The 22,463-nt window shown below is 30.0% G+C and carries 19 protein-coding genes and 3 pseudogenes; 12 read left to right on the forward strand and 10 right to left on the reverse strand.

The window, feature by feature from the left end:
• Positions 1-98 precede the first annotated feature (98 nt).
• Positions 99-167, forward strand: a pseudogene (locus APS56_RS17290) (hypothetical protein); the annotation flags it as partial.
• A gap of 282 nt (positions 168-449) precedes the next feature.
• On the opposite strand, the pseudogene APS56_RS17295 reads toward APS56_RS17290, so the two are convergent.
• The 4 genes and pseudogenes from APS56_RS17295 to APS56_RS02705 form a co-directional block, all read right to left on the reverse strand.
• Positions 450-639, reverse strand: a pseudogene (locus APS56_RS17295) (IS982 family transposase); the annotation flags it as partial.
• A 79-nt stretch (positions 640-718) separates the two neighbouring features.
• Positions 719-1,969, reverse strand: coding sequence for an ATP-binding cassette domain-containing protein (locus tag APS56_RS02695; protein WP_054724537.1), 1,251 nt, complete (start codon positions 1,967-1,969; stop codon positions 719-721).
• A 56-nt stretch (positions 1,970-2,025) separates the two neighbouring features.
• Positions 2,026-2,388: pseudogene (locus APS56_RS02700) on the reverse strand (MFS transporter); the annotation flags it as partial.
• Between the two features lie 132 nt (positions 2,389-2,520).
• Complete coding sequence (locus APS56_RS02705; protein ID WP_054724541.1) at positions 2,521-3,111, reverse strand: HD domain-containing protein; 591 nt, start codon at positions 3,109-3,111, stop codon at positions 2,521-2,523.
• 116 nt (positions 3,112-3,227) lie between these two features.
• On the opposite strand from APS56_RS02705, the gene APS56_RS02710 reads away from it, so the two are divergent.
• The 11 genes from APS56_RS02710 to APS56_RS02755 all read left to right on the forward strand — a co-directional run bounded on the left by APS56_RS02710 (position 3,228) and on the right by APS56_RS02755 (position 15,428).
• Positions 3,228-3,761 carry an AraC family ligand binding domain-containing protein gene (locus tag APS56_RS02710; protein ID WP_236778452.1) on the forward strand — a complete coding sequence of 178 codons (534 nt, stop codon included), beginning with the start codon at positions 3,228-3,230 and terminating at the stop codon, positions 3,759-3,761.
• A gap of 21 nt (positions 3,762-3,782) precedes the next feature.
• On the forward strand, positions 3,783-4,022 hold the full coding sequence (locus APS56_RS17110; RefSeq protein ID WP_257720173.1) for a helix-turn-helix domain-containing protein: 240 nt from the start codon (positions 3,783-3,785) through the stop codon (positions 4,020-4,022).
• A 752-nt stretch (positions 4,023-4,774) separates the two neighbouring features.
• Complete coding sequence (locus tag APS56_RS02715) at positions 4,775-5,617, forward strand: RteC domain-containing protein (RefSeq protein ID WP_054724543.1); 843 nt, start codon at positions 4,775-4,777, stop codon at positions 5,615-5,617.
• Positions 5,618-5,734: 117 nt separating this feature from the next.
• On the forward strand, positions 5,735-6,016 hold the full coding sequence (locus tag APS56_RS02720) for a helix-turn-helix domain-containing protein (RefSeq protein WP_054724547.1): 282 nt from the start codon (positions 5,735-5,737) through the stop codon (positions 6,014-6,016).
• A gap of 292 nt (positions 6,017-6,308) precedes the next feature.
• Positions 6,309-7,130, forward strand: a complete 822-nt coding sequence (locus APS56_RS02725; RefSeq protein WP_054724549.1) for a hypothetical protein — start codon at positions 6,309-6,311, stop codon at positions 7,128-7,130.
• Between the two features lie 361 nt (positions 7,131-7,491).
• Positions 7,492-8,097 carry a P-loop NTPase family protein gene (locus APS56_RS02730; protein ID WP_054724551.1) on the forward strand — a complete coding sequence of 202 codons (606 nt, stop codon included), beginning with the start codon at positions 7,492-7,494 and terminating at the stop codon, positions 8,095-8,097.
• A gap of 117 nt (positions 8,098-8,214) precedes the next feature.
• Positions 8,215-8,946, forward strand: coding sequence for a DUF6577 family protein (locus APS56_RS02735; RefSeq protein ID WP_054724553.1), 732 nt, complete (start codon positions 8,215-8,217; stop codon positions 8,944-8,946).
• Positions 8,947-8,967: 21 nt separating this feature from the next.
• The gene (locus APS56_RS02740; protein ID WP_054724555.1) at positions 8,968-10,026 is read left to right on the forward strand and encodes a nucleotidyl transferase AbiEii/AbiGii toxin family protein; all 1,059 of its coding nucleotides are present in this window, start codon (positions 8,968-8,970) and stop codon (positions 10,024-10,026) included.
• A 42-nt stretch (positions 10,027-10,068) separates the two neighbouring features.
• A complete protein-coding gene (locus APS56_RS02745; RefSeq protein ID WP_054724557.1) occupies positions 10,069-13,341 on the forward strand; it encodes an Eco57I restriction-modification methylase domain-containing protein in 3,273 nt (1,090 codons plus the stop codon).
• A gap of 5 nt (positions 13,342-13,346) precedes the next feature.
• Positions 13,347-14,090, forward strand: coding sequence for a hypothetical protein (locus APS56_RS02750; protein WP_054724559.1), 744 nt, complete (start codon positions 13,347-13,349; stop codon positions 14,088-14,090).
• A gap of 918 nt (positions 14,091-15,008) precedes the next feature.
• Positions 15,009-15,428, forward strand: a complete 420-nt coding sequence (locus APS56_RS02755) for a DUF6943 family protein (protein ID WP_054724561.1) — start codon at positions 15,009-15,011, stop codon at positions 15,426-15,428.
• A 93-nt stretch (positions 15,429-15,521) separates the two neighbouring features.
• Here APS56_RS02755 and APS56_RS17025 read toward each other — a convergent pair whose 3' ends face one another.
• From APS56_RS17025 to APS56_RS02785, 6 genes are all read right to left on the reverse strand, one after another.
• Entirely contained in the window at positions 15,522-15,695 is a 174-nt protein-coding gene (locus APS56_RS17025) for a hypothetical protein (protein WP_098946169.1), read from the reverse strand.
• On the reverse strand, positions 15,695-15,943 hold the full coding sequence (locus APS56_RS02760) for a hypothetical protein (RefSeq protein WP_054724562.1): 249 nt from the start codon (positions 15,941-15,943) through the stop codon (positions 15,695-15,697). Before APS56_RS02760 ends, APS56_RS17025 begins: the two co-directional genes overlap by 1 nt.
• On the reverse strand, positions 15,940-16,383 hold the full coding sequence (locus tag APS56_RS02765; protein WP_054724564.1) for a DUF5675 family protein: 444 nt from the start codon (positions 16,381-16,383) through the stop codon (positions 15,940-15,942). The genes APS56_RS02760 and APS56_RS02765 overlap by 4 nt, the downstream gene beginning before the upstream one ends.
• Positions 16,383-17,141 (reverse strand): hypothetical protein, encoded by a 759-nt coding sequence (locus tag APS56_RS02770; RefSeq protein WP_054724566.1) that lies wholly within the window; start codon positions 17,139-17,141, stop codon positions 16,383-16,385. The genes APS56_RS02765 and APS56_RS02770 overlap by 1 nt, the downstream gene beginning before the upstream one ends.
• Before the next feature lie 984 nt (positions 17,142-18,125).
• Positions 18,126-21,137, reverse strand: a complete 3,012-nt coding sequence (locus tag APS56_RS02780) for a type I restriction endonuclease subunit R (protein ID WP_054724571.1) — start codon at positions 21,135-21,137, stop codon at positions 18,126-18,128.
• A gap of 12 nt (positions 21,138-21,149) precedes the next feature.
• A complete protein-coding gene (locus APS56_RS02785; RefSeq protein ID WP_054724573.1) occupies positions 21,150-22,463 on the reverse strand; it encodes a restriction endonuclease subunit S in 1,314 nt (437 codons plus the stop codon).

Here is a 22,463-nt window from a genome sequence, read left to right on the forward strand (position 1 = left end):
TTATACAAATAATTAATACATTCGAAATTTCTCTTTCACAGTGTAAATGTTTTACAAAGAGTTTGTAACAACTGATAAATAATGAGTTTCAAAATTGTGTGTTACAAGGGGCTGAATTTTCACAAAACCACATCAAAAACTGTAATTTTTCAAATGTCAATTTATCTAAGGTAAAGTTTATTTCAGGAACTTTTATAAATATAGAAGTGATAAAAACTGATTGGAATCAAACCTCTTTTATTAAAATGTATTTTGAAAACATTGTTTTTGAAGGAAATATTGACAACTGTTCTTTTGATAATTGCAGATTCAAGAAAGTAACATTTCAAAATGCAGTATTAACCAATACTTTTTATAAAGGTAGAAAAATGAAAGGAGTTAAGTTTATCAACTGTAAAGCAGATAAAATGACTTACGAGTTTTTAAAAAATGCAAAGGCAGAACTCCAATCCATACTGCTTAACAAATTGAATGTCAGAATTAAGATACCCTCCCATAGAAACTTGTAGACGAAACAATTACAACAGTAATAATCTCATAATAAATAACTTGCAATTTAATATCGTCTTTAGGATCAACTCCTTGTAAAATATCATCGATTAAATAAAAAATTGAAATAATTTTGTCTTTGCAAAGTATCGGTTTTGTTTATGGGGCAGCAAAACATATTTACTTAATCTTTGCTTTTTTTAATACTCTAACTAGCAACTTGAATCAATTAAGTTAAAAGCTTAGTTATTTTTGAAATTGATCCATATTCGGTTGGTTGTAATTCAAATAAATAATCAGCTTGTAAACCAACTTCTTTGCGATGCGAAACAAATATTATTGCAATTTTTTTAGTTTGTGCAATTGCATTTATTATGGATACAAACAGACTTATATTATAATCATCTAAACCAACTGTAGGTTCGTCGAGTATTATTAAAGGAGGTTGTTTAACAATCGCTCTAATGATGAGAATAATTCTTTGTTGCCCAGGGGAAAGTTCATGAAAATTTTTCTTGTTATAATCAATACCTAAATTTTCCATCCATTCTTTGGCAACCTTACGTTGCCAATCTAGAGGTTTTATATACAATCCAATTGAATCATAAAAGCCTGAAATAATCATATTTTCTATAGAAGTTTCTCTATTAAATAATTGCATCATTTTAGGATAAAAATATCCAATGTGTTTTTTTATTTCCCATACCGACTCACCACTCTCTTTTTTACGACCGAATAAATGCATGTCTTGTCCATATGCTTTTGGATTATCACCAATAATCATCGAAAGTAATGTGCTTTTTCCAGAACCAATTGGACCGCGTAATTCCCAAAATTCCCCCGCTTTTATTGTCCACTTAACCTTATGTAAAACAGGTTTTGTTCTATATGCAACTGTAACATTTTGCATTGTTACAAGTGGATCAAAATAGGGGACTTCAGAAAGTAAATGAGAAACAGTATATTCATTTTTTTTTGAAACATCCGTTAATGTATGCTTTAACAGAAACTCATGTTGAGTAAATACGTTACTAATACCCATAACATTATCTATTTCAATAACCTGTGATACATAAGGTAAGATATCGTTTATTCTACTAAATATTTGAATGTATAAACAAGTATTTAAATATTCTTCAAACAATTTATATACCATTGAAAGTGTTTGTTTATCAACATTACTACAAATATCATCTATAATAACATAGTCAGGGTTTTGCTTAAAAATAAATTTTGCCAATGCTATGCGTTGTTGACCGCTCGACATTTCTTCAAAAGTTGTATCTGAATCAGTTGAAATAAAAATCTTATCGTGTTTATATGCTTCATTAATAAACTTATCAATTGTAATTGATGAATAAACTTCTCCTTGTAATTCAGTAAGTTTACAAATGAATGGGGAAAGAAAATTTTTTTCAATTTGTTGTATTAGTTGTTTTTTATCAATTGTATTGGAGCAATATATAGCTATATGTTTCATCTTTCTTCTAAATCATTTTCGTGTTATATTTCAAAATAAAATTTGCGTTAATCAAACTATGCTTTTTTGCTTTCTATATTGGGTAAAAAGCTTGTTAGAATCCCAATTAATGGTAAAAAGGCACAAACTTTAAATATATATACAATACTAGTTTCATCAGCAAGTTTTCCTAAAATAGCAGAACCCAAACCACCCATTCCAAAAGCAAATCCAAAGAACAGTCCTGCGACTAGGTCTACTTTTCCTGGAAGTAATTCAGTTGCATAAACTAAAATTGCTGAAAAAGCAGAGGAGATAATCAATCCTATTACAATGGATAAAATTCCAACCAAAAATAACGACACATAGGGTAGTAAAAGTGTAAAAGGAGCCGCACCTAAGATAGAAATCCAAATAACATATTTTCTTCCGAATTTATCGGTTTTGTATAAGATTAGTTGCGTGGTTTAAGTACTAAATTTAGCAAATAAATCACAGATAGAAAGTCCGCGAGGACTTTCGTAAGTAGGCTAGAAGCAAGCAATTAATTTTATACGTTGTTGGCAACAGTATTATTTCTCTAATATGCCTTTTTCAACACTTTCATCGATTAGTTTTTCGGCATAGTTCCATAACTTTTTCGAGCCATTTTCAATTACTTTTTTCTTTTCATACACAGTTTGATATTTCACTCCAAATTCTTTCCACGTTCCTCCATCGTTTGAAGTGTTCTGTAATAAAGGTTCAAGTCTGTCCATTGATTTTGCGAATTTCGCCTCGTTAGAATTACCATCTTCAAATTCAGTCCAAATTTGGATAAATTCCTCTGCTTGTTTTTTTGGTAACATTCCAAAAATGCGTTCCGCACATTTCATTTCTTCTATGGTGTTATCGTGATTTTTATTTTGGTCGTACAAAAAAGTATCGCCAGCATCAATTTCAACAATGTCGTGAATTAAGACCATTTTTATTACTTTCAATAAGTCAATTTCACAATCTGAATGTTCGCTTAAAACAATTGTCATCATCGCTAAATGCCAACTATGTTCTGCATCATTTTCGCGTCTGTCGCTATTAAATAATTTTGTCCGTCTTTGAATATATTTTATTTTATCAATTTCTTTTATAAAATCAATTTGCTTTAATAAATTTTCGGTTTTCATTTAGATTTCGTTTTTTTTATATTGTTGTTTTATGTTTATTTTTTTTAAAATAATAGCTGAATTATTTTTCACAAAGATTCTAATAAATATACTACCTGAATTGGTATATTTGGACAATGAATAGCGAGTATCAGACATATCGATTAGTTGATTTTGGATTCCAAATTAATTCAGATTTGCCAGTAATAGGATATTCGGAGATGGTAACCAATTCTATTTGTATATCACATTCACATCCAAGAGCACAACTTCTTTATGCTACTACTGGTGTAATGAAAGTAGTAGTTAATAACCAAATTTGGGTAGTGAATCCATTACAAGGACTTTGGATTCCAGGAGGAGTAGAACATCAAGTTTCTTTTCAAAAAAATGTCAAATTATATAGTGTCTTCATAGATCCTTCTTTTACAGATGGATTGCCAAAAACTACTTTTTCATTTGGCATTTCCCCTTTTTTAAAACAATTACTATTTAAAATTATTTCTTTTAATACAGTTGATACTGTCTCAATTTCAGAAAAAAGAATTATGATGGTCTTTTTAGATGAAGTTACTTTAATACAACCTAGTATTACTTTTTTACCAACAACAAATCATGTAAGATTAAAGAATGTTGTACAGCTTTTACTTAACGATGTTGCCAGTAAGTAAACGATAGAATACTATGCTGAAATTTCATGTATGAGTAGTCGAAATTTATCTCGTTTATTCATCAAAGAATTAGGTATGAATTTTAGTGATTGGAGAATTCGTTTAAAACTTTTAGAAGCAATAAAAAGATTAGGTGAGCAACAATCTGTAAAAGAAATAGCCTTTGATTTAGGCTACGAAAGCTCGAGCTCATTTATTTATATGTTTAAAAAACATTTAGGTAAAACACCATCAAATTATATTTTGAAAAGTAAGGATTGAAATGTGTGAAATAGTTAAATGTTAATTAATTAAAAACCTTTATACAAATAATTAATACATTCGAAATTTCTCTTTCACAGTGTAAATGTTTTACATAGAATTTGTAACTTCTTTATATAGGAAGAATTTATAATTTTTTTATTTATATTAATGATTAATTGTCCTATTATCCTTATTTATTGTCTATATATGATTATTTAGACTTTGTAGTCTTAGCTTAACTTTACTAAAAATATTATGGATACCAAAAAAAAACATTTTAGCTTAATTAAATAATCCAATGAGTGCTTTTCAATCACTTCTCATAATGATGTTTATGAAAAAATAATCCACATGTTATGGAGGAATAAAGAAGACTAAATATTGGATATTGCTTGTAAGTTTACTAAACATTGTTTTGTGTTACAGGATGAAAGCATGACAAAGGAAATACTTAATAATGTATATGAAATTCAAGTATAAAAATCTATAAATGGATACAATTTTAATTACAGAAAGAAATGGACATCTCAAAAAAAACAGTATGTCTTTATAGGTAATGAAGGATTGTGTTACACAAATTTTATCAAAGAAAATCCAATTTTAAAAAATTGAGAATATAATAATATTATAGAAGTTACCTAACAAGGAATATCTGTTTTAATAATGTAAACAAAGTGGTTGTTATTATTTGTATGAGAAACTTTAATTAAGTAAGATCCTGATGATGCGAAAAATTTCTTAATAATTTAACTTATAACAAAAATAACGGTTTGCAACCCCCAATAAACAAACTACTAATAGACCTACAAGAACAACTCAACTTTATAAATATTGAGATTGATGACCCTATTGTGGCATGTGAGCAAGCCATTGAAATAACCTTAAAATCTTTAGAGCAATTAAAGAAGTTTGTGTTAAAAAGAAAATTCAAATCAACAAACGAAGAAATTAATTTTTTCAAAGAAATCAAGCCTCAATTTTCCTCCAAATTTATTTATTACAACAAAATATATAAAATGGAAACCAAAAGACCTTATGGAGGTCAAAGAGTGGTGAAAAAATTTTATAGAAATGAATTGCGAAAACTAAAATTGTTTTTTGATAGCGAACTAGAGTTTTATAGATACTTCCGAACAGGAAGCAATTATTTAGACCATAAATATTTTGTACGCGGTAAGTTAGATGTAAAACTAAGCTTAAACTCCTTTTATTTCGAATCAGATAAAAACTTTGCAACCACACATAGTTACAAAGTCGCTAAAATTATAGCGCATGATTTACTACAAGTATACCTAGAGGATAAATTATTGTTATTAGAAAATAAGCAACCCAATCAAAAATCACAAGTTAACCCGAAGATCAAACAAAACTGGACTGGCTCTAAAGTGGCTCTAATAGAGTTGTTATATGCATTACATTCAGAAGGTGTCTTTAACAATGGAGCTTCAGATTTAAAAGACATTGCTGCTTATTTCGAAGACACCTTCAATATCAATTTAGGTCAATATCACAGAGCTTTTTTAGAAATTCGAATGCGCAAAGGAGATAGAACAAAGTTTATGACCTCACTTAAAGAGAGTCTTAAAAAAAGAATGGATAATTCGGATGAATAAGATAAGTGATTGAATTATTGTCTTTAAAATAAAATGTATCACAACTTCGGTTCGCCTTGTGATGTAAAATCACTCAAAACCAACAAATTTGTACCATAACAATCTAAAAATCAAGTTATGGAAGTAGAACTAATTACAAAAGAAGACTTACACCAATTCAGAATAGACCTTCTAAACAGCATCAAAGCCATCATAACCCATCAAGCTGGGTATCGAGAAAAACAATGGCTCAAATCTATTGAAGTCCGAAAATTACTAAACATCTCTCCAGGAACCTTACAAAACCTACGCATCAATGGTACGCTCACTTATACCAAAGTTGGAGGTATTATCTTTTATGCCTACGATGATATTCAAAAGGTTTTAGAAGAAAATAAAGTTAATAATTCCGAAAGCTAATTACAATCTCTATTCGACATAGGATTTGTAGGCGAGTGTCAATCAATAGAAAAAACCGTAAAAAGAAAAGCTGTTTGAGGCTTAAGCCGAGTTCTTTTCTTTTAGGGTTTGAGATTGTAATTGACCGCTGAGAATCCAAGTCTTGACTTTTTGTTTCTTTTGTGTTAAGACAAAAGAAAAATCAATTTTACTGTCGAAAATTCAAGGGGCTATTTCTATGATAAAGTTTGTATTGATTGAATTTAAAATGTTTATGTCAATGTAAAAAACACAAAATTAAACCATTTACAAAATGAACTACATAAAACACTTAACAGGATTTTTTGACCGCATCATTCACGATTCAAATTTAAACCCAACACATATAAGTTTATATTTAGGCTTATTTCAATACTGGAATATCAACCGGTTTAAAAATCCAATAAGCATTACAAGAGATGAGGTTATGCGTATTAGTAAAATATGTTCTAAAGCAACGTATCACAAATGCATACGCGAATTAAATGACAAAGGATATCTTAAATACGAACCATCCTACAATCCTTTTAAAGGCAGTATGGTCTATATGTTCAATTTTTCAGAAGACTTAAAACCAGTTCAAAAAAAAGACCGCAATACTAAAAAAAATATCCCTGTTGATGAACAAGCTCTAAACAAGCAAAAAACTAGTAGTGAACAAGCACTGGTATCTTCTATAAACAGTATAAACAAAACAAACACTTTAAACATTTCAAACTTGGAAGAACAAGCACCAAATTTTGAAAATAAAAATATAGAGTTTAAAAATCAGGGCGATGTAAAAGAAAAAAAGTTGCGGCAAAAAAAGAAAAATAAGATCACTTCAAATGCAGTCTTGAAGCCGACTATTGAAGAAGTAAATAAGTATTTTATAGAACAAAAACACCCAGAATTAGAAGCGCAGAAGTTTTACAATTATTTTACCAGCAATGGTTGGTTAGTAGGCGGAAAAACCAAAATGGTCGATTGGAAAGCTGCTGCAGAAAATTGGATGCTCAACAGTGCTAATTTTAAGCACAACACCGACACCACACCGACAAATCGAGCAAAACAACTCAACACAACTACGGATAAAAATTACTCCGAACCATTGTAACGTTTTGTCTCATACTGTATTTGTTCAATTAAATAAAACGCTTTATTGTCACACTGAGCTATGTAGAAATGTAAATAAAAAAACATGACTAAAAATGTAGATAACAAATCTAGTTACAATCTCAACCGCCATAGAATCTGGCAGGCGAGTGTCAAATATTTGAAGGTTTCGTAAAAACAAAAGCTGTTTGAGCCTGACTAAAAGGAAGGCGAGTTCTTTTGTTTTAGAAATCAAAAATCAATTTGACCGCCGAAGATTTAAGGCTTGAATTTTTGGTTCGTTTTGTTTCAAGACAAAATGAACAAGTTGATAGCTTAAAGCAATTTCTATAATAAATTATAGATTAAAATTAGAAAACAAAATGCGACACAACTACCAAGAAATAACCCAATGGCTCGAAAAAAAAGGCAAAGAACTATTCGGAATCCATTTCAAAATTTATAAAGAAGATAAAACCATTATTGAAAAGTTAATAGCCTATATGCTAAAAGATGAAAAAAGAGCTATTGAACTCAATATTTCTTTAGAAAAAGGCATCTTACTTTCCGGACCCATAGGCTGTGGTAAAACATCATTAATGACCTTGATAAAACATATTACTGAAAAAGAAAAGTATCATGTAAAATCCTGTAGAGATGTAAGTTTTGAATTCATACAAGACGGTTACGAAGTCATTCACAGGTATAGCAAAGGCAAGCTATACCAACCAAAATACAACACCATTTGTTTTGACGATTTAGGAACGGAAAGCAACTTAAAATACTTCGGTAACGAATGCAATGTCATGGCAGAAATCATATTAAGCCGCTACGATTTATTCGTAAGTAAAAAGCTAAAAACACACATTACCACAAACCTCTCTGCATCAGAAATTGAACAACACTATGGCAACCGAGTAAGAAGTAGAATGCGAGAACTATTCAATTTAATCGCTTATGACAATACATCAAAAGACAAACGCAGATAATTAAAAAAACTATAAATTAATGAAGATGCTAGGTGTAAAGAAAACAATTTATTGAAAATAATTAATCTTTGGCAAATATTATGTAATTTGCCAAAGATTAATTAAGAACTTAACACTTTGATTGATACAATAAAAGATAAAATAGAATCTTATTTTAAAGAACAATCAACCATTTCAAAAGAGAAATTGGTGAATTGTATGGTGTTAGATTTTCCTGAACTAAAACAAAGCACTATAAACGTGTATTTGTCACGTTTAAAAAAGGAAGGACTTATTAAAAACCCCGCAAGAGGCATGTATGCATTAAAAGAAAAAAAGACATACAATCCTGTTGTAGATAGTTATTTAAAACGCTTGTTCAATAAAATAAAAAAAGACTATCCTTTTGTTGAGTTTTGTATTTGGGACACCAAATGGTTAAATGAATTTATGAGGCATCAACCATTTAAATGCTATACGGTTCTAGAATTAGACAAAGATGTTACAGAAGCTGTCTTTCACGCATTAAAAGAACAAGGAAAGCAAGTCTATATAGAACCAGATGCAGAAACGTTCAATCTGTATATCAACAATAGTGAAGATGTTATTATTTTAAAACATTTAATATCAGAAGCACCTTTGCAAGAAATAAATAAAATAACGCTGCCAACGCTGGAAAAATTATTAGTTGATATGACTATTGATACCAAACTATACGCAGCACAACAAAGTGAAATAGAGTTTATTTACGCTTCTGCATTTGAAAAGTATGAGGTAAATAAAAATAAAATGAAGCGGTATGCATACAGACGAAATAGAGAAAATGAAGTAGAAAATTTAACCAATTTAACTTTGGCAAAAATTAAATAATTTGCCAAAACATAATTACGAATGATAGAACCAACAACATACCATCCAGATTGGATTCATGAAGTTAAAAGTAATTTAGGAAAAAAGAAATTAGATCCTAAATTAATTGAGAAGGTAATTTATGCATTGCTGTTTTTAGAACAATTAAAAGGATACGGATTAGAATTTATTTTTAAAGGTGGTACGGCGTTATTACTAGCTACCAAAATACCTAAACGATTTTCAATAGATATAGACATTATCACAGAGCAAACACAAAGTGAAATAGAAAACATTCTAGAAAAAATTAGTAAAAATACGGTGTTTACACATTGGGAAGATGACAATAATAGAAAACACACGCCAGATGCACCAATAGGACATTTTAAAATGTATTATACTAGTAATGTAGATGGTAGTGTAGAACCAATACTATTAGATGTATTATACACACCAAATCCATATCCGGCACTTATGGAAATTCCCATAGCGCATGATTGGGTCCAAACTACAGGAGAAATTATTACGGTACAAATGCCAACCTTTGATGCCATATTAGGAGACAAATTAACGGCTTTTGCACCAAAAACAACAGGAATATTATATAGTAAAAACAGACCTGTAGAAATCATAAAGCAATTGTTTGATGTGGCCTTTTTAACAGATAACATCACAGATTTAAAAACAGTTCAAAATAGCTACAACAAAGTAGTGGCAGAAGAAATTAAATTCAGAAAGTTAAACATATCTGCAATTCAGGTATTAGAAGATACCCAAGAAGCTTGTTACATATTAGCAACTAGAGATCTCAAATCAGAAGAATTTAAACATTTACAACTAGGGATTAGCAATTTTACAAATTTCACCATTACAAAATTTAATATTGAAGAAGCGATTACAGCTGCAGCCAAAACAGCTTATTTAGCAGAAGTATTAAAAAATGAAATAGTATCAGATTTAGAAAAATTTAAAAGCCCTAAACAGATTAAAGATTGGACTATTGAAAACCAACAGTTCAATAAATTAAACAAACTAAAGAAAAGCAATCCAGAGGCCTTTTTCTATTGGTTCATAATGCTCGAATTAAAGGGGAGCTATTAAAAAAAACATGTCAATATTTATAAAATTAATAACTAATCTTTTATGACATCTATATTACATAGACTATTTAATGAACTTGGATATAATAAAGAAAATGGACTTTTTATTTTGGATGAAGATGAAGAGAAAATTTTAAATGTATTTCCTAGTAGAGTTAGTAGGATAATTACAGAAGTTATAAAACCTTATGCTATTTTTTGTGCTGATATTCAGTATGAAAATAAAGAGCATATTAAACCATTTAATAACCCATTAATCTTATTTTATGATAATCCTACAGAATCTGAATATAGTTTAATTCCAAAACACTCATTTAATTTAAGTAGAGCACCTTTAGTTATAATAAATAAAGAAAATAACATTGAAATCTATAATGGTTTTGATTTTTCAGATAGTTCAAACCAGTGGTTGGAGTTAATAAATGTTAATAGAAACCTTCTGTATATTGAAAATCTACGAAATGGTGAAGGCTGGAGAGAGATTTATAATGAATATTTTACAAAAAGTAAAACTGTTGATAGATTTCTGTTAAGTAATATTACTGATGCTAGAAGAATATTAATAGCAAAAGAGATTAATTTTCCAGAAGGAAATTTAACACCTGAAGTTGCTAACCGGTTAATCGGTAGGCTTATTTTTATTAGATATTTAATTGACAGAAATGTAGTTTTTAATGATCAAAATATTTTAATTGGCTCTACAAAAAAAGAACGACAAGAGGCACTCAATCAAATCTTGCTAAATCATAAGCAGACGTATGATTTTTTTGAATACATTAGTAATAAATTTGGAGGAGATTTATTTCCCCTTGAATTTGAAAATCAAGGGCTACCTTTTTTTGAAAAAGATTATGTTAAACAAGAAAATTTAAATATCCTTTATCATTTATTGACGAGTTCTAAAATGTTTATGGGTGATAAAGTTAAGGGCTATAGTGTGCAGCCATCAATGTTTAATGTTTATGATTTTGAAATTATACCAGTTGAATTAATTAGTAATATTTATGAGAGTTTTTTAGGGAATACTGCATTTTCTAATGGTAAAATGATCACTGAGCTTTCTAAACAAAAAGAAGTTAAAGCATATTATACACCACCTTTTTTAGTAGATTATGTATTAAGCCAAACTATTCAACCTTTTTTAAAAAAACAACAAAATAGTAATTGTAAAGTTTTAGATCCATCATGTGGTTCTGGTATTTTTTTAGTAGAGTCTTTAAGAAGGATTATTGATAAAGAAATTGTAGTCAATAGCAAAGAAAATAAGTATAAGAAAACAATTTCTAATGAAAAACTATGGCGTTTATTAGAAGACAATATTTACGGGATAGATATCGATAAAAATGCAATTGAGATAACTATTTTCTCTCTTTACATCACATTGCTAGATTACAAAACACATCCAAAAGAAATTGAAAATTTTGAATTTAGACCATTAAAGGATAAAAACTTATTTGGAGGACAGAAAGCAGATTTCTTTAATGAAAGCAATGCTTTCAATACATTGTTTAAAAAACAAGTTAAATTAGATTTCATTGTTGGTAATCCACCTTGGGGTATCGTAAAGACATCAAGGTATGTAGACTATATTACAGAAAGGAATAGGAAAGAATTATCAAGAAACTTAAAAGAAGAAATATCATTATCTATAGGTAACAAGGAAATTTCTCAAGCCTTTATAGTAAGGGTAAGTGATTTAATTCAGAAAGAACATAAGACCAAAATTTGCTTTATCGTAACAGGTAAAAACTTATACAATTCTGATGAAAGTGCTATAAAATGGAGAAAGTACTTCCTGTCAAAATTTAATGTGCATCAGTGTTTTGATTTATTTGGTGTAAATAATAAAGTAGCTGGTGGTAAGCAGATATTTGACAATGCTAATCAACCACCTGCAATACTATTGTATAGCTTGAAGGACAATAGTATTGCTAATAATAAAATAAAACATATTGTAGCTAGGGCTAATAAGTATTATTATTATTTCAAAACTATAGTTATTGAAAAGAATGATGTTAAGTTAATTGATCAAAACTTATTTATTAAGGATGATAAGTTATGGAAGATAATGTTATATGGTAATATTTTGGATTATTTGTTTATCAAAAAACTAAAAGATAACGACTTAACTATATCTAAAATAATTAGCAAATTCAATCTAACTATAAAAGGTGGTTTTAAATCTAAAGATTCAGGTATACCAGTTAACAAGAGAAAATCAACAAAAGAATATTGGAAATATGATTATATAGAAGTAGAAAAAAGCAAAGATTTAAGACAGTTTCAAGTAATCTCAAATAAAACGTTCAAACAAAAATTGGATGAACTCTATCTAAAAGGAGATATACAAAAAGATCTAAAAGTACCTCAAATAACAGAAATTTCAGCATTTAAAGGGAAGAAACTATTAATAAAAAAAGGTCTTGATAAATACTTAAATCATAGAGCGGTGAGTGCTTTTTATGATGGAGATTGTATTTTTTCATCAACTATAGCTTCAATAGTACCTGTTGATGGAGAAATGTCGAATGAAGTAGAGAATTTACTTCTTTGTATGTCCGCAATATTTAATTCTAAATTATTTACATATTTCCTTTTAATGACGAGTTCTTCATTTGGTGCAGATAGAAACAGAGTTAATTTTATTGAATTTTTAGAAATGCCATTTAAAGAAGATATTGAGTTATCACTTCTGACAAGGGAATTACATGATTTAAAAAAGGATGATTTTTTCAATGAAAATAGAGAAAAGATTTATTCAATCGAAAATCAGATTGAATATAAAATATATGAATTATTTAATATAAATTCTATTGAGAAAGAATTGATAAATTATGCTTTAAATATCAGTATACCTGTTATGAAGAGAGCTGATAGATTAAATAGTAATCATCTTTCAATTTTTGAAAAAATAACAGAAAAAAATCTAGAGTCTATAGGAAAATATTGTCAAACATTTATCAATCATTTTAGTTCGAGATTTAATAAAACGAATAAGTGCTTTATTGTAGATGTATATATCAATAAAAACTTTATTGCCGTTAATTTTGTTGTTTCAGAAGAAGTGAGAAAGGATATAATAAAATACTTTTTTAACTCTAGTTTAGAAGATTCGATAAATAAAATCGGTGGATTGGGTATGCATAAAGTTAGTACTTGCTTGTTTGCCCAACAAGATATTAGAGGATTTAATAGAAGTTCATTTTATGTAATAAAGCCTAATATTTTGAAAAATTGGCATAGGGCTATTGCTCATTTAGATTTATCGGAATTTATTGAGGCTATAGCAAAATCAGAAATAAAAAAAACTAATTAAGTAAGATGAACGCAGACAGTTTTATTTATTCTGAAGAACCGTATTATCAGACAAAACTATTTAATCTAGTAGGGTATTCTTATTCGGAATTAAAAAAAGAAAAAAAAACATCCAAATATTCTAGAAAAGAAATTTTAAAAAAGCATGTCCAATTTAAAGGAAATAAAGGTGCTAAAACCAAATTAGAACTTGAAGATTATTTAAGAAATGATTTCCTTAAAAATTATATTAACAACAATAAATCAAAATTTAATCTAGATTATTTTTATTTTGAACCTGGTGTTGATGAAATAAAAGATGGTGTAACAATAGGTAGTTTAGATATTAAAGTTTTATTACCAACTAATAAATCGTTAACTGGTGATGAATATTTTGCTATAGAATGCAAAAGAATTAATAAACTAGCTAAAACAAAAAAATATTATATAGATCATGGAGTTAATCGTTTTTTAACTAGACAATATTACCCAGAATCTAATTCTAAAATAGCTTTTATGTTATCATTTATGGAGTGTGAAAAACCATCACACAGAGAGGATTCAAATTCAATAGTAATGTCTTTTAATGAGCTATTGGATCAAAATTATCAGAAAAGTATTTTGTGCTCAATAGGAGATGTAGATTTAGATGTCAATATTGATAAAAAATATGAAATAGATATTTATAATTCATATTTCAGAAGAGATGATGGTAGCAGTATTCAGATTTATCATATTTTTTTAGATTATTATGATATAATTGATATTTAATCCCCACAAACCAAAACCCAGTTTTCTCGTTCCTCAAAACCCTCTGTCTTTTGGTTTGTTCCGCGCGCCACACGTCTATAGCGTTTAAATTGCCAAACTATTGCAGCACATTACAGCTTGTTTCATTCGTGCCTCATTTCACAACTATAAAGAGCTGCCCCAGGCAAAAAGCTAATAATTTAAACGCTATCCCAAAGCTAAGTTACATAACGGGTAGTTATGGTAGCATTCATTCACTTTCTGTACCATAACTCCATTATGTAAAATAGCCGTTTTCCAGCCGCACACTTCTCATTTCAATTAAAATTTTGAACAAATAAACATATTATAAAAGACCACTTTCCCCGCCACCCATTTCAGCGGTGTAGGTTACAGCAATTAGTAATGTTTGCTATGTGTCTGCGGTAGGCAAACTACATTCGTTCAATCCCTTATCAGGGAATCACTCTTTTCATTTCCCCACCTCAACACCGCGCATAAAAAAAGTGCACCACTGCGTTCAGCACTTCATTTATTTTTCCCACCGCTACAACATCAATAATCACTTCCACCTACGCATATTTCCCCCAAAGTATCCTAGAATTGAAAATAGGTGAAACAAAAAAACAAAAAAAAGAATGCAATGCTAGGCACTCCCTTCGTCCAATGCTTTTATGCTATAAAGGTCAAGCCCTACGGGTTTTGAAAAAAATCTCCACTGCAAAACTCAACTGGTTTTAACATCTTTTTACAATCCAGTAAATACCCTTTCTGTTTAATATTTTGAACTAATTAAGCAGTAGTATTTTTTCCAAAAACCTTGACAGCATAGCCTCGTTTCCTTAATGATGGGCTTTCTTTTTTCTGTTTTTCTTTTAAAATTTTATTGCGCGAAGCGTAGCGGAGCATAGAGAATCTTAATTTTTTAATTGGATAACTATGCTAACTTTTCAAATCAAAACCCACAAACACGGACAAACGTACTCAAAACCGCATTTCTACATCTTAAACAAAGGGTTAAATAGCGGAAAACCATGTAGAACCCCAATAAGAAACTCATTTGTTATTTCAACAGAAACAATTGAACAAAAAGAAGCTTTGTTTCAGCTATCATATATGTTGTTAGAATCCAAATACTATAATTATTATTTGAAAGGTTCTGTTATTCCTTTTATAGGCATAAATGATGTTAAAAATTTACTGATAAAAAATCATAAGTACCTAAAGCAACAAGATTTTCAAACAAAAATTGAGGCAATAAAAAAAGTAGAGGTCCTAGAAAAAGGTTTTCAAAATAAATTAAAAACCATTCAAGAACTAAAAACCTCCTTATTAAGATCCTGTAAATTGGAAAGGTAAATAAAAAAGGTTCAATCAATATGACTGAACCTTTAATGTTCGGTAAAGTTACCACACTAAAAACCGAACACGATGTTTATTTTATGATGAAGTCTATTTCTTAGACTTTGTAAGCCATTTTAAAAAATAAGAAACGGCAAAACTGACAGTGGCTCCAACAATAGCCAGAAGAACTGTTTTGAGAATATCTTCAGAAAAAATGGTAGGACTGATACTCAATAATGTTCCTGAGGCAGTTCCTATTTTAAGTGAAATATTTGTTTTCATTACTCAGAATTTATTTCATTTGCTGAGTTGATTTCTTTTAGAGCTTCATCATCAACAGTTACTTGACTTACAGCTGATAAAACACCACCAGCAACAGCCACATACCCTGCAATAGTTACAACCGTTGCAGGCAAAGCAATAGGAGCAGCAATAATACTTCCGCTTATAGCTAGCAATGACAAACCTACGGTTCTTAAAACTTTAAAAAACTTAGGTGTTGGTGCATTTGCACGTTTTGTTACATTCATAATTTTATATTTTTAAGTTCAACTTCCTTTTTATCATTTAGGTTGGTTGAGGTAATTCTCAATTCCACTTGTATATTTTTATCTAATATGGGAAAAACCAAATCAGTTAATTTCTTGAGTGCTTTTCTTGAGGAACTACCTTGACCAATTCCTATGTGTTTTGTTACAGGAGCAATACAACCTTTTAATTCTTTTTGAGCATGATTCGCAGGATGGATTAATATCAAATTTCGTCCTGGAACATTTTTAATATGAAGATGCTTTTTAAATCGTTTGCTATAACGCTTCTGCAAAATATATATCCCCTCTGGAATACAAGAAACACAACGTTGATTCTCTAACCAAGGCAACTCAATAGTTTGGCAAATAGTTTTACCGTTAAATTGGAGTGTTCCTTGTGTTCCATTAGGAAAATAAGTTCTATACAGTACCAACAACATTATACACCGCTATCAACTTTTACAATAGATAAAGGATTGTATGTTCCATTTTTAAGAGAATACATTTGTCCGTTAACCTCTTGAAAAAATTCAATACCCAATGCTAAAAACAAAGGATGTGTACTATTTGCTGTTACGGCATTGCTTAAATTAATAACAGCAGTGGCTGTTGTATCCCATGGTAAAATTGCCGTTTCAGAAGTCTCTACAATAGAAGTTTCTTCTTGAAAATCAACTTCAGCACCTCCAGAAATCACTTTAAAATGTGTTGTACCACTGGGTGCAGCAATCATATTTGATGGAATAAAAGAAGGAATCTCAACATCCAAAGTTCCTGCAACACGATCAATTGTACCCGTAAAAGGTGCAAATAAACTGGTGCCAAGTTTACCTCTAATATTAAATTCAAATCCTAACAGCAATTCTGTTTCACCATCAATTACGTTACGCAATCCACGTTCGCTAGTGCTATCTGCTTGAATGACTTTCACCATAGTTTGTGTCAATCTACTAACCATTCTACCATCAGAAGCATTCAATAAAAGCAATCTCAAAGCAGTTCGTAACACTTTACCTGCTTTACCCGCTCTACCAAATTCAGAACCATTTTCACGCGTTCTTTGAAAAGCCGGATCTGTTGCAATTCTTTTTGCATCAATACCGCCTTTTTCACGAGCCAAATGTCCGTCTTTGGTTTTGTAAAAGGTAATATCTCCAATAGTACCTTTTAGTTTAATTATGCCTTTTTGTCTTGCCATAATTTTTCATTTTTTGATTATACATTTAGAATGTTCAGGTACACTCTTTCAAACCTCATAAATCAAATCACGATGCATCAAAAACCGATTTACAGGAACAAATCTTTCATTTAAAATTAATAAACACAAGGAACTACTACCTTACAGAGCTATTATAGCCTAATAAGTTCTTTTTTACCTATTTTTACTTACCAATGGATAAATGATATTAAATAACTTTGAAAAGGCTTTTATTTCGTTTGTATGACATTCATGAATAAAGTATAGCAAAGCCAAGTTTAAAGTATAGATAGTATATGAAATTTGAACAAAAGAGAGTATGTATATATCCAAAAGACGTTCAAAGAATTACGGGTAAAAGTTATCGTTATTCACGATTACTTTTAATTGACATCAAAAAGCACCTAAACAAACAAGATCATCAATTCATTTCTGTTGATGAATTTTGCCAGTATACAGGGCTTAAATTTGAAGAAGTTAATCCTTTGATAATTGGATAAGCGTTTAAGAGTTAAGCCTCTTAAATAGCCTCTTTTTAATTATTAAAAACAAGTTCATTAAGTAGTTCATTATTTGGACTTAACACTTGTGTTTTCAGTGGTTTATTATTATATTTACACATATAATTTAATGTTCTTTATGCATATTTGATAGTGACCTATTTAATGACCTATCGAAACATATTACAGCGAAACCCTTGAAAATACTAGCATAATAAAGAGGAATACAAATCCCTCTTTCTCCGCTTAATGCAAAGCTCAATATCTTATGATATTGGGCTTTTTATTTTTTAGGACGTCAAAAGTTAGCTTTTGTAAGGGCTAAAAAATAAAAAGCCCGAAGGCTGCGAATCAGACTTGAGCTTTATTTTCAGTTTCGGAGCTTGCGGGATGCACGGAGTGAATCCCTTGTTTCAAAATTGTAAAGACTAAAAAGGAAAAAACGAATCAAGAACAATTGTTGTGTTTGGGCAAAAATTATTGCTTATTTATTCAATCGTTCATAAACTTCTTTCAATATATAGGCTCTTACTATATTATCAAATTCTTTGTTGTCCATGATTTTAGAGAAAATATCTTCATTTTGTTCCATTCTTCCTATCCACTTTTCTAAATAAGCATCGTTAAACCCAAACTTAAAATTATCTATAGTATTGTTTTTGGCTTGAACGGCTAATTTTTCATCCTCAACCATATCATCTATAACTTGGTCAAAAATTAGTTTATCTCCAGCTGTAAACTCTGTTCCAAATCTATTGTTCAATACATTTATAATTTCAGATAAAGCTTCTTGTTCTTCTTTGTTCATACGGATTCCAGCACCATCTATGGTTTCTAAACCATATTCACCTTTACTTTCCATAGCAATATTTTGTTCTGCTACACGTTGCAATCTGTAATATTCTAAAGAAACCTCATCACCTAATTGAAATCTATCTTGTTGGTTTTTTCTAGGTAACTTCTTCAATAAGAATCTAGAGTAAGTAAATAGTTTTTCTAGTTCTACATCACTAAACGGCATAATTTGCGTTAAAAAAGAATACAGTTTTGTAAACGTTTGTAAAGCATGTTTAAAATTATCTTGCGTAATTTCTGTTCCAATTACATCGTCTTTACTGTTTTCCTCTGGTAATTGCTTAAAACGTTCTATTGCGGGGTCTATAAACGCATTTAGTTTACCTTGTTCTTTAGCAGATAATGCTTTTGCTGATTTAAAGAACACGTTACAAAAATTATCAATTTCAGATTCCCAGATAACTTGACCTTTTTCAATTTCAGTTTTTAAATCATATAACTGATTTGGGTCTGTAGTTCCTTCAACGGTTGTTAATTCGTAATAAGGCTGAAAAGAATTTAGAATGTCTTCGGTATCATTTGCAAAATCTAGAATAAAGGTATCTTCTTTACCAGCGTGCATTCTATTTAATCTGGATAAGGTTTGTACACATTTTACTCCAGATAATTTTTTATCTACATACATGGTATGTAATAATGGTTGGTCAAATCCTGTTTGGTATTTATCGGCAACCAGTAATAATTGGTATTCGTCTGAAGCAAATTTTTGAGGTAATTCCTTTTCCTTAAATCCATTTAGTTCCACTTCTGTTACACCTTCTGGATAAACATCATAAATTACTTTTCCAGAAAAAGCTACGACTGTTTTAATGTCTGTATAACCTTTGTCTTTTATGTATTTATCAAATTCTTCTTTGTAACGTACTGCATGTAATCTAGAACCCGTTACCAACATAGCTTTAGCTTTACCACCAATTTTTTTAGAGACTACTTGTCTAAAATGCTCAATAATAACTTCTGTCTTTTGTGCTAAATTATGCGGATGCAAAGACATAAAACGACCAATAGCTCTAGATGCTTGTTTCTTATTTACCTTTGGGTCGTCTTCAATTTCTTTAGATAGTTTGAAGTATGTTTTATAGGTGGTATAGTTTTGTAGTACATCTAGAATAAAACCTTCTTCAATGGCTTGTTTCATGCTGTATAGATGAAACGGTTTTGGAATACCTTCTTTGTTAGGTGTTCCAAATACTTCTATGGTTTTTGGCTTTGGTGTTGCCGTAAACGCAAAAAAGCTGAGGTTGTCTTGTTTTCCTCTGGCTTCCATAGATTTTCTAATCTGGTCTTCGGCATCTTCATCTAATCCAGAATGTACATCTTCTAAAATAGCATCTTCTAATGATTTAGCAGACAATACTTCTTTTAACTTTTTTGTTCCTTCACCTCCTTGACTAGAATGTGCTTCATCTACAATAATGGCATATTTTTTAGCTTCCAGTTCTCCAATCTTTTCTATGATAAACGGAAACTTTTGCAAGGTGGTTATAATGATGTTAGAACCCGCTGTAATAGCATCGGCTAATTGTTGAGAATTTTTATCTATTTTTTGAACCACACCTTGTTTGTGTTCAAACTGGTAAATGGTATTTTGTAATTGGCTGTCTAATACTTTACGGTCTGTTATTACTATTACAGAATCAAAAACACGTTGGTTTTGTTTGTTGTGTAAACTAGATAATCTATAAGACAACCACGCAATAGAATTTGACTTACCAGACCCCGCAGAATGTTGAATTAAATAGTTTTGTCCAGCTCCTTTTACTTTGGCATCTTTGGTTAGTTTACGTACCACTTCCATTTGGTGAAACCTTGGAAAAATCATGGTTTCTTTTTTCTTTTTTACACCATTTAGCTCGTAAACTTCTACGTTTAAATGTAGAAATTTACCTATAATATCCATAAAACTATCTTTTGCCAAAACATATTCCCATAAATAGGCTGTTCTGTAGCCGTTTGGGTTTACGGGGTTTCCAGCTCCGTTGTTTGCTCCTAAATTAAAAGGTAAGTATCTTGTTTTTTTACCCGCTAATTTAGTAGTCATTTCGCATTCGTCTGCATCTACAGCAAAGTGAACCAACGTACGTTTTTTAAATTGAAATATGGGTTCGGTGGCTTCTCTATCAAATTGGTATTGCTTTTTGGCATTGCTAATATTTTGACCAGAAAACTGATTCTTAAGCTCTATAGTAGCAATAGGCAAACCGTTTAAACTAATTACCATATCTAGCGAGTTTTTACCTTTGCGTTGGTAATACAACTGTCTGGTAACGGCTAAATGATTTTTATTATATAAAACCTCAGCTTCTGGGTTTAACGTACTTTCTGGTCTAAAAAATGCCATGTTAAACTTTACACCATAATCTGTAAAACCATTACGCAATACATGTAATGTACCCTGTGTGTCTAACTCTTTTAATAAACGTTGAATTACTTTGTTTTCTACAGCATCTTTATGAATGTTAACTAGCTTTTCCCATTGTTTGGGTTGCGAGTTTTTAAGAAACGCTATAACGTATTTTGGGAAAATTCCTAAGTCTGCATTAAAATCTGTGGATTGCCCTTTCACATAACCACCATCTTCTAATAAAGAGGTTTCTATAGCAGTTTCAAACGTTAATTCTGTATGTATGCCTTTTGCCATTGGTTTACTTTTTTATTGTGCTAACACTTCTTCTCTTACGTCTACTTTACCCGTAACTACTTCACTAATTAAAGCGGTTTTGTATTCTTTTAGAAGTTCTATTTCTAATGAAAGTTTATTAATCAAATCACTATTAATATTTAATGTGAATTCTATTTTTTCAACTATTCTCTTTTGTTCATTAATCTCATTAGGAAAATCAACAACAATATTTCTTTGAGCTAAAAGCCCGACATATGCCCTCGTTGTTCCTTCACCTCCTATGAACTTCATTTCATTTTGAAATTTCGATGATTGAAAAAATAATTTTAGATACCTATTATCTAAACCATTTAAGCATCTGTAATAGGTTACTTGAGGTGTAAGCATTACATATTCAGTTGAAATACCTTCAACGATAGCAACTCTTCCTAAAGTACCTTTGTGGGTTAAAAGGATGTCCCCTTCTTTAGCAAATCCAATTCGTAATTTACTTGCTCGTTCTTCCGAAATATACTTACAATTCTCAAAGTCTATTTTTTCATTTACTAAGTGGTTAGCCATGATAAATGGTATACCATTTTCTGTATATTCAGAAGCAATAGGATGAAGTTCTCCATGGTTTCCATCTTGTTGTTTTAAATATCCTCCCATTATTAAATAACGAATTGGTACAGAATTCCAATCATCTTTAGGCTGTAGAAAGTTATCAATCATGGCAGTACGTTCTTCTTGTAATAAGCTAATTAACTGCTCTTTTTTAGTAATTAAGGTATCTAATTGTGCTGTTTTGTGGTTGAGGTAATTGGCTATTTGGGTTTGTTCTTCTAAAGAGGGAAAAGGAATATTTATATTCCCAATATCAGTAGACGAAATGTTAGGCTGTTGACCAGTGTTATCAATTAGACTTTCGAAATGTTGTTTAAATGATTCATTAAATATCATGTAATACATCCATTCTGTTACTAGATTATTACTTGGCTTCAAAACTGCATTTCTTTGATTTAATAATATATCAATATTTTCATCGATTATAGCTGCTTTTATACCAGTCGAAATAATTGGTCGCGTTAAAGCAAATACCAAATCTCCTTTACGAACTATAAACCTAGAATACTTGTTTAAAAAATCATTAGGTAAATAAGAATCATCTGTCCAATCAATTCTCATTGTTTGAATGTTAGATATTTTCATTACTCTAACACCTTTCTCTGTAAAATCATCACTTTTGAAAGAATATCCACTAACAATTGAACCAATATATTTTATACTAGTTATTTCCCAATGTTCTGGAATTTCACCAATCCATTCTACTCCAGAATCTTTGTATGTTTCGTATTTCTTCAT

The sequence above is a fragment of the Pseudalgibacter alginicilyticus genome (genome assembly GCF_001310225.1).
Taxonomy (GTDB): Bacteria; Bacteroidota; Bacteroidia; order Flavobacteriales; family Flavobacteriaceae; genus Pseudalgibacter; species Pseudalgibacter alginicilyticus.

What these genes read in the sequence shown, in the direction of transcription:
- APS56_RS02740 (WP_054724555.1), top strand. Translation starts at nt 8,968, where the DNA reads ATGATAGAACCAACAACATACCATCCAGATTGGATTCATGAAGTTAAA.
- APS56_RS02745 (WP_054724557.1), top strand. Translation starts at nt 10,069, where the DNA reads ATGACATCTATATTACATAGACTATTTAATGAACTTGGATATAATAAA.
- APS56_RS02770 (WP_054724566.1), bottom strand. Translation starts at nt 17,141, where the DNA reads ATGGCAAGACAAAAAGGCATAATTAAACTAAAAGGTACTATTGGAGAT.
- APS56_RS02765 (WP_054724564.1), bottom strand. Translation starts at nt 16,383, where the DNA reads ATGTTGTTGGTACTGTATAGAACTTATTTTCCTAATGGAACACAAGGA.
- APS56_RS02725 (WP_054724549.1), top strand. Translation starts at nt 6,309, where the DNA reads ATGAACTACATAAAACACTTAACAGGATTTTTTGACCGCATCATTCAC.
- APS56_RS02720 (WP_054724547.1), top strand. Translation starts at nt 5,735, where the DNA reads ATGGAAGTAGAACTAATTACAAAAGAAGACTTACACCAATTCAGAATA.
- APS56_RS02760 (WP_054724562.1), bottom strand. Translation starts at nt 15,943, where the DNA reads ATGAATGTAACAAAACGTGCAAATGCACCAACACCTAAGTTTTTTAAA.
- APS56_RS02750 (WP_054724559.1), top strand. Translation starts at nt 13,347, where the DNA reads ATGAACGCAGACAGTTTTATTTATTCTGAAGAACCGTATTATCAGACA.
- APS56_RS02785 (WP_054724573.1), bottom strand. Translation starts at nt 22,463, where the DNA reads ATGAAGAAATACGAAACATACAAAGATTCTGGAGTAGAATGGATTGGT.
- APS56_RS02780 (WP_054724571.1), bottom strand. Translation starts at nt 21,137, where the DNA reads ATGGCAAAAGGCATACATACAGAATTAACGTTTGAAACTGCTATAGAA.
- APS56_RS02730 (WP_054724551.1), top strand. Translation starts at nt 7,492, where the DNA reads ATGCGACACAACTACCAAGAAATAACCCAATGGCTCGAAAAAAAAGGC.
- APS56_RS02705 (WP_054724541.1), bottom strand. Translation starts at nt 3,111, where the DNA reads ATGAAAACCGAAAATTTATTAAAGCAAATTGATTTTATAAAAGAAATT.
- APS56_RS02710 (WP_236778452.1), top strand. Translation starts at nt 3,228, where the DNA reads ATGAATAGCGAGTATCAGACATATCGATTAGTTGATTTTGGATTCCAA.
- APS56_RS02755 (WP_054724561.1), top strand. Translation starts at nt 15,009, where the DNA reads ATGCTAACTTTTCAAATCAAAACCCACAAACACGGACAAACGTACTCA.
- APS56_RS17025 (WP_098946169.1), bottom strand. Translation starts at nt 15,695, where the DNA reads ATGAAAACAAATATTTCACTTAAAATAGGAACTGCCTCAGGAACATTA.
- APS56_RS02695 (WP_054724537.1), bottom strand. Translation starts at nt 1,969, where the DNA reads ATGAAACATATAGCTATATATTGCTCCAATACAATTGATAAAAAACAA.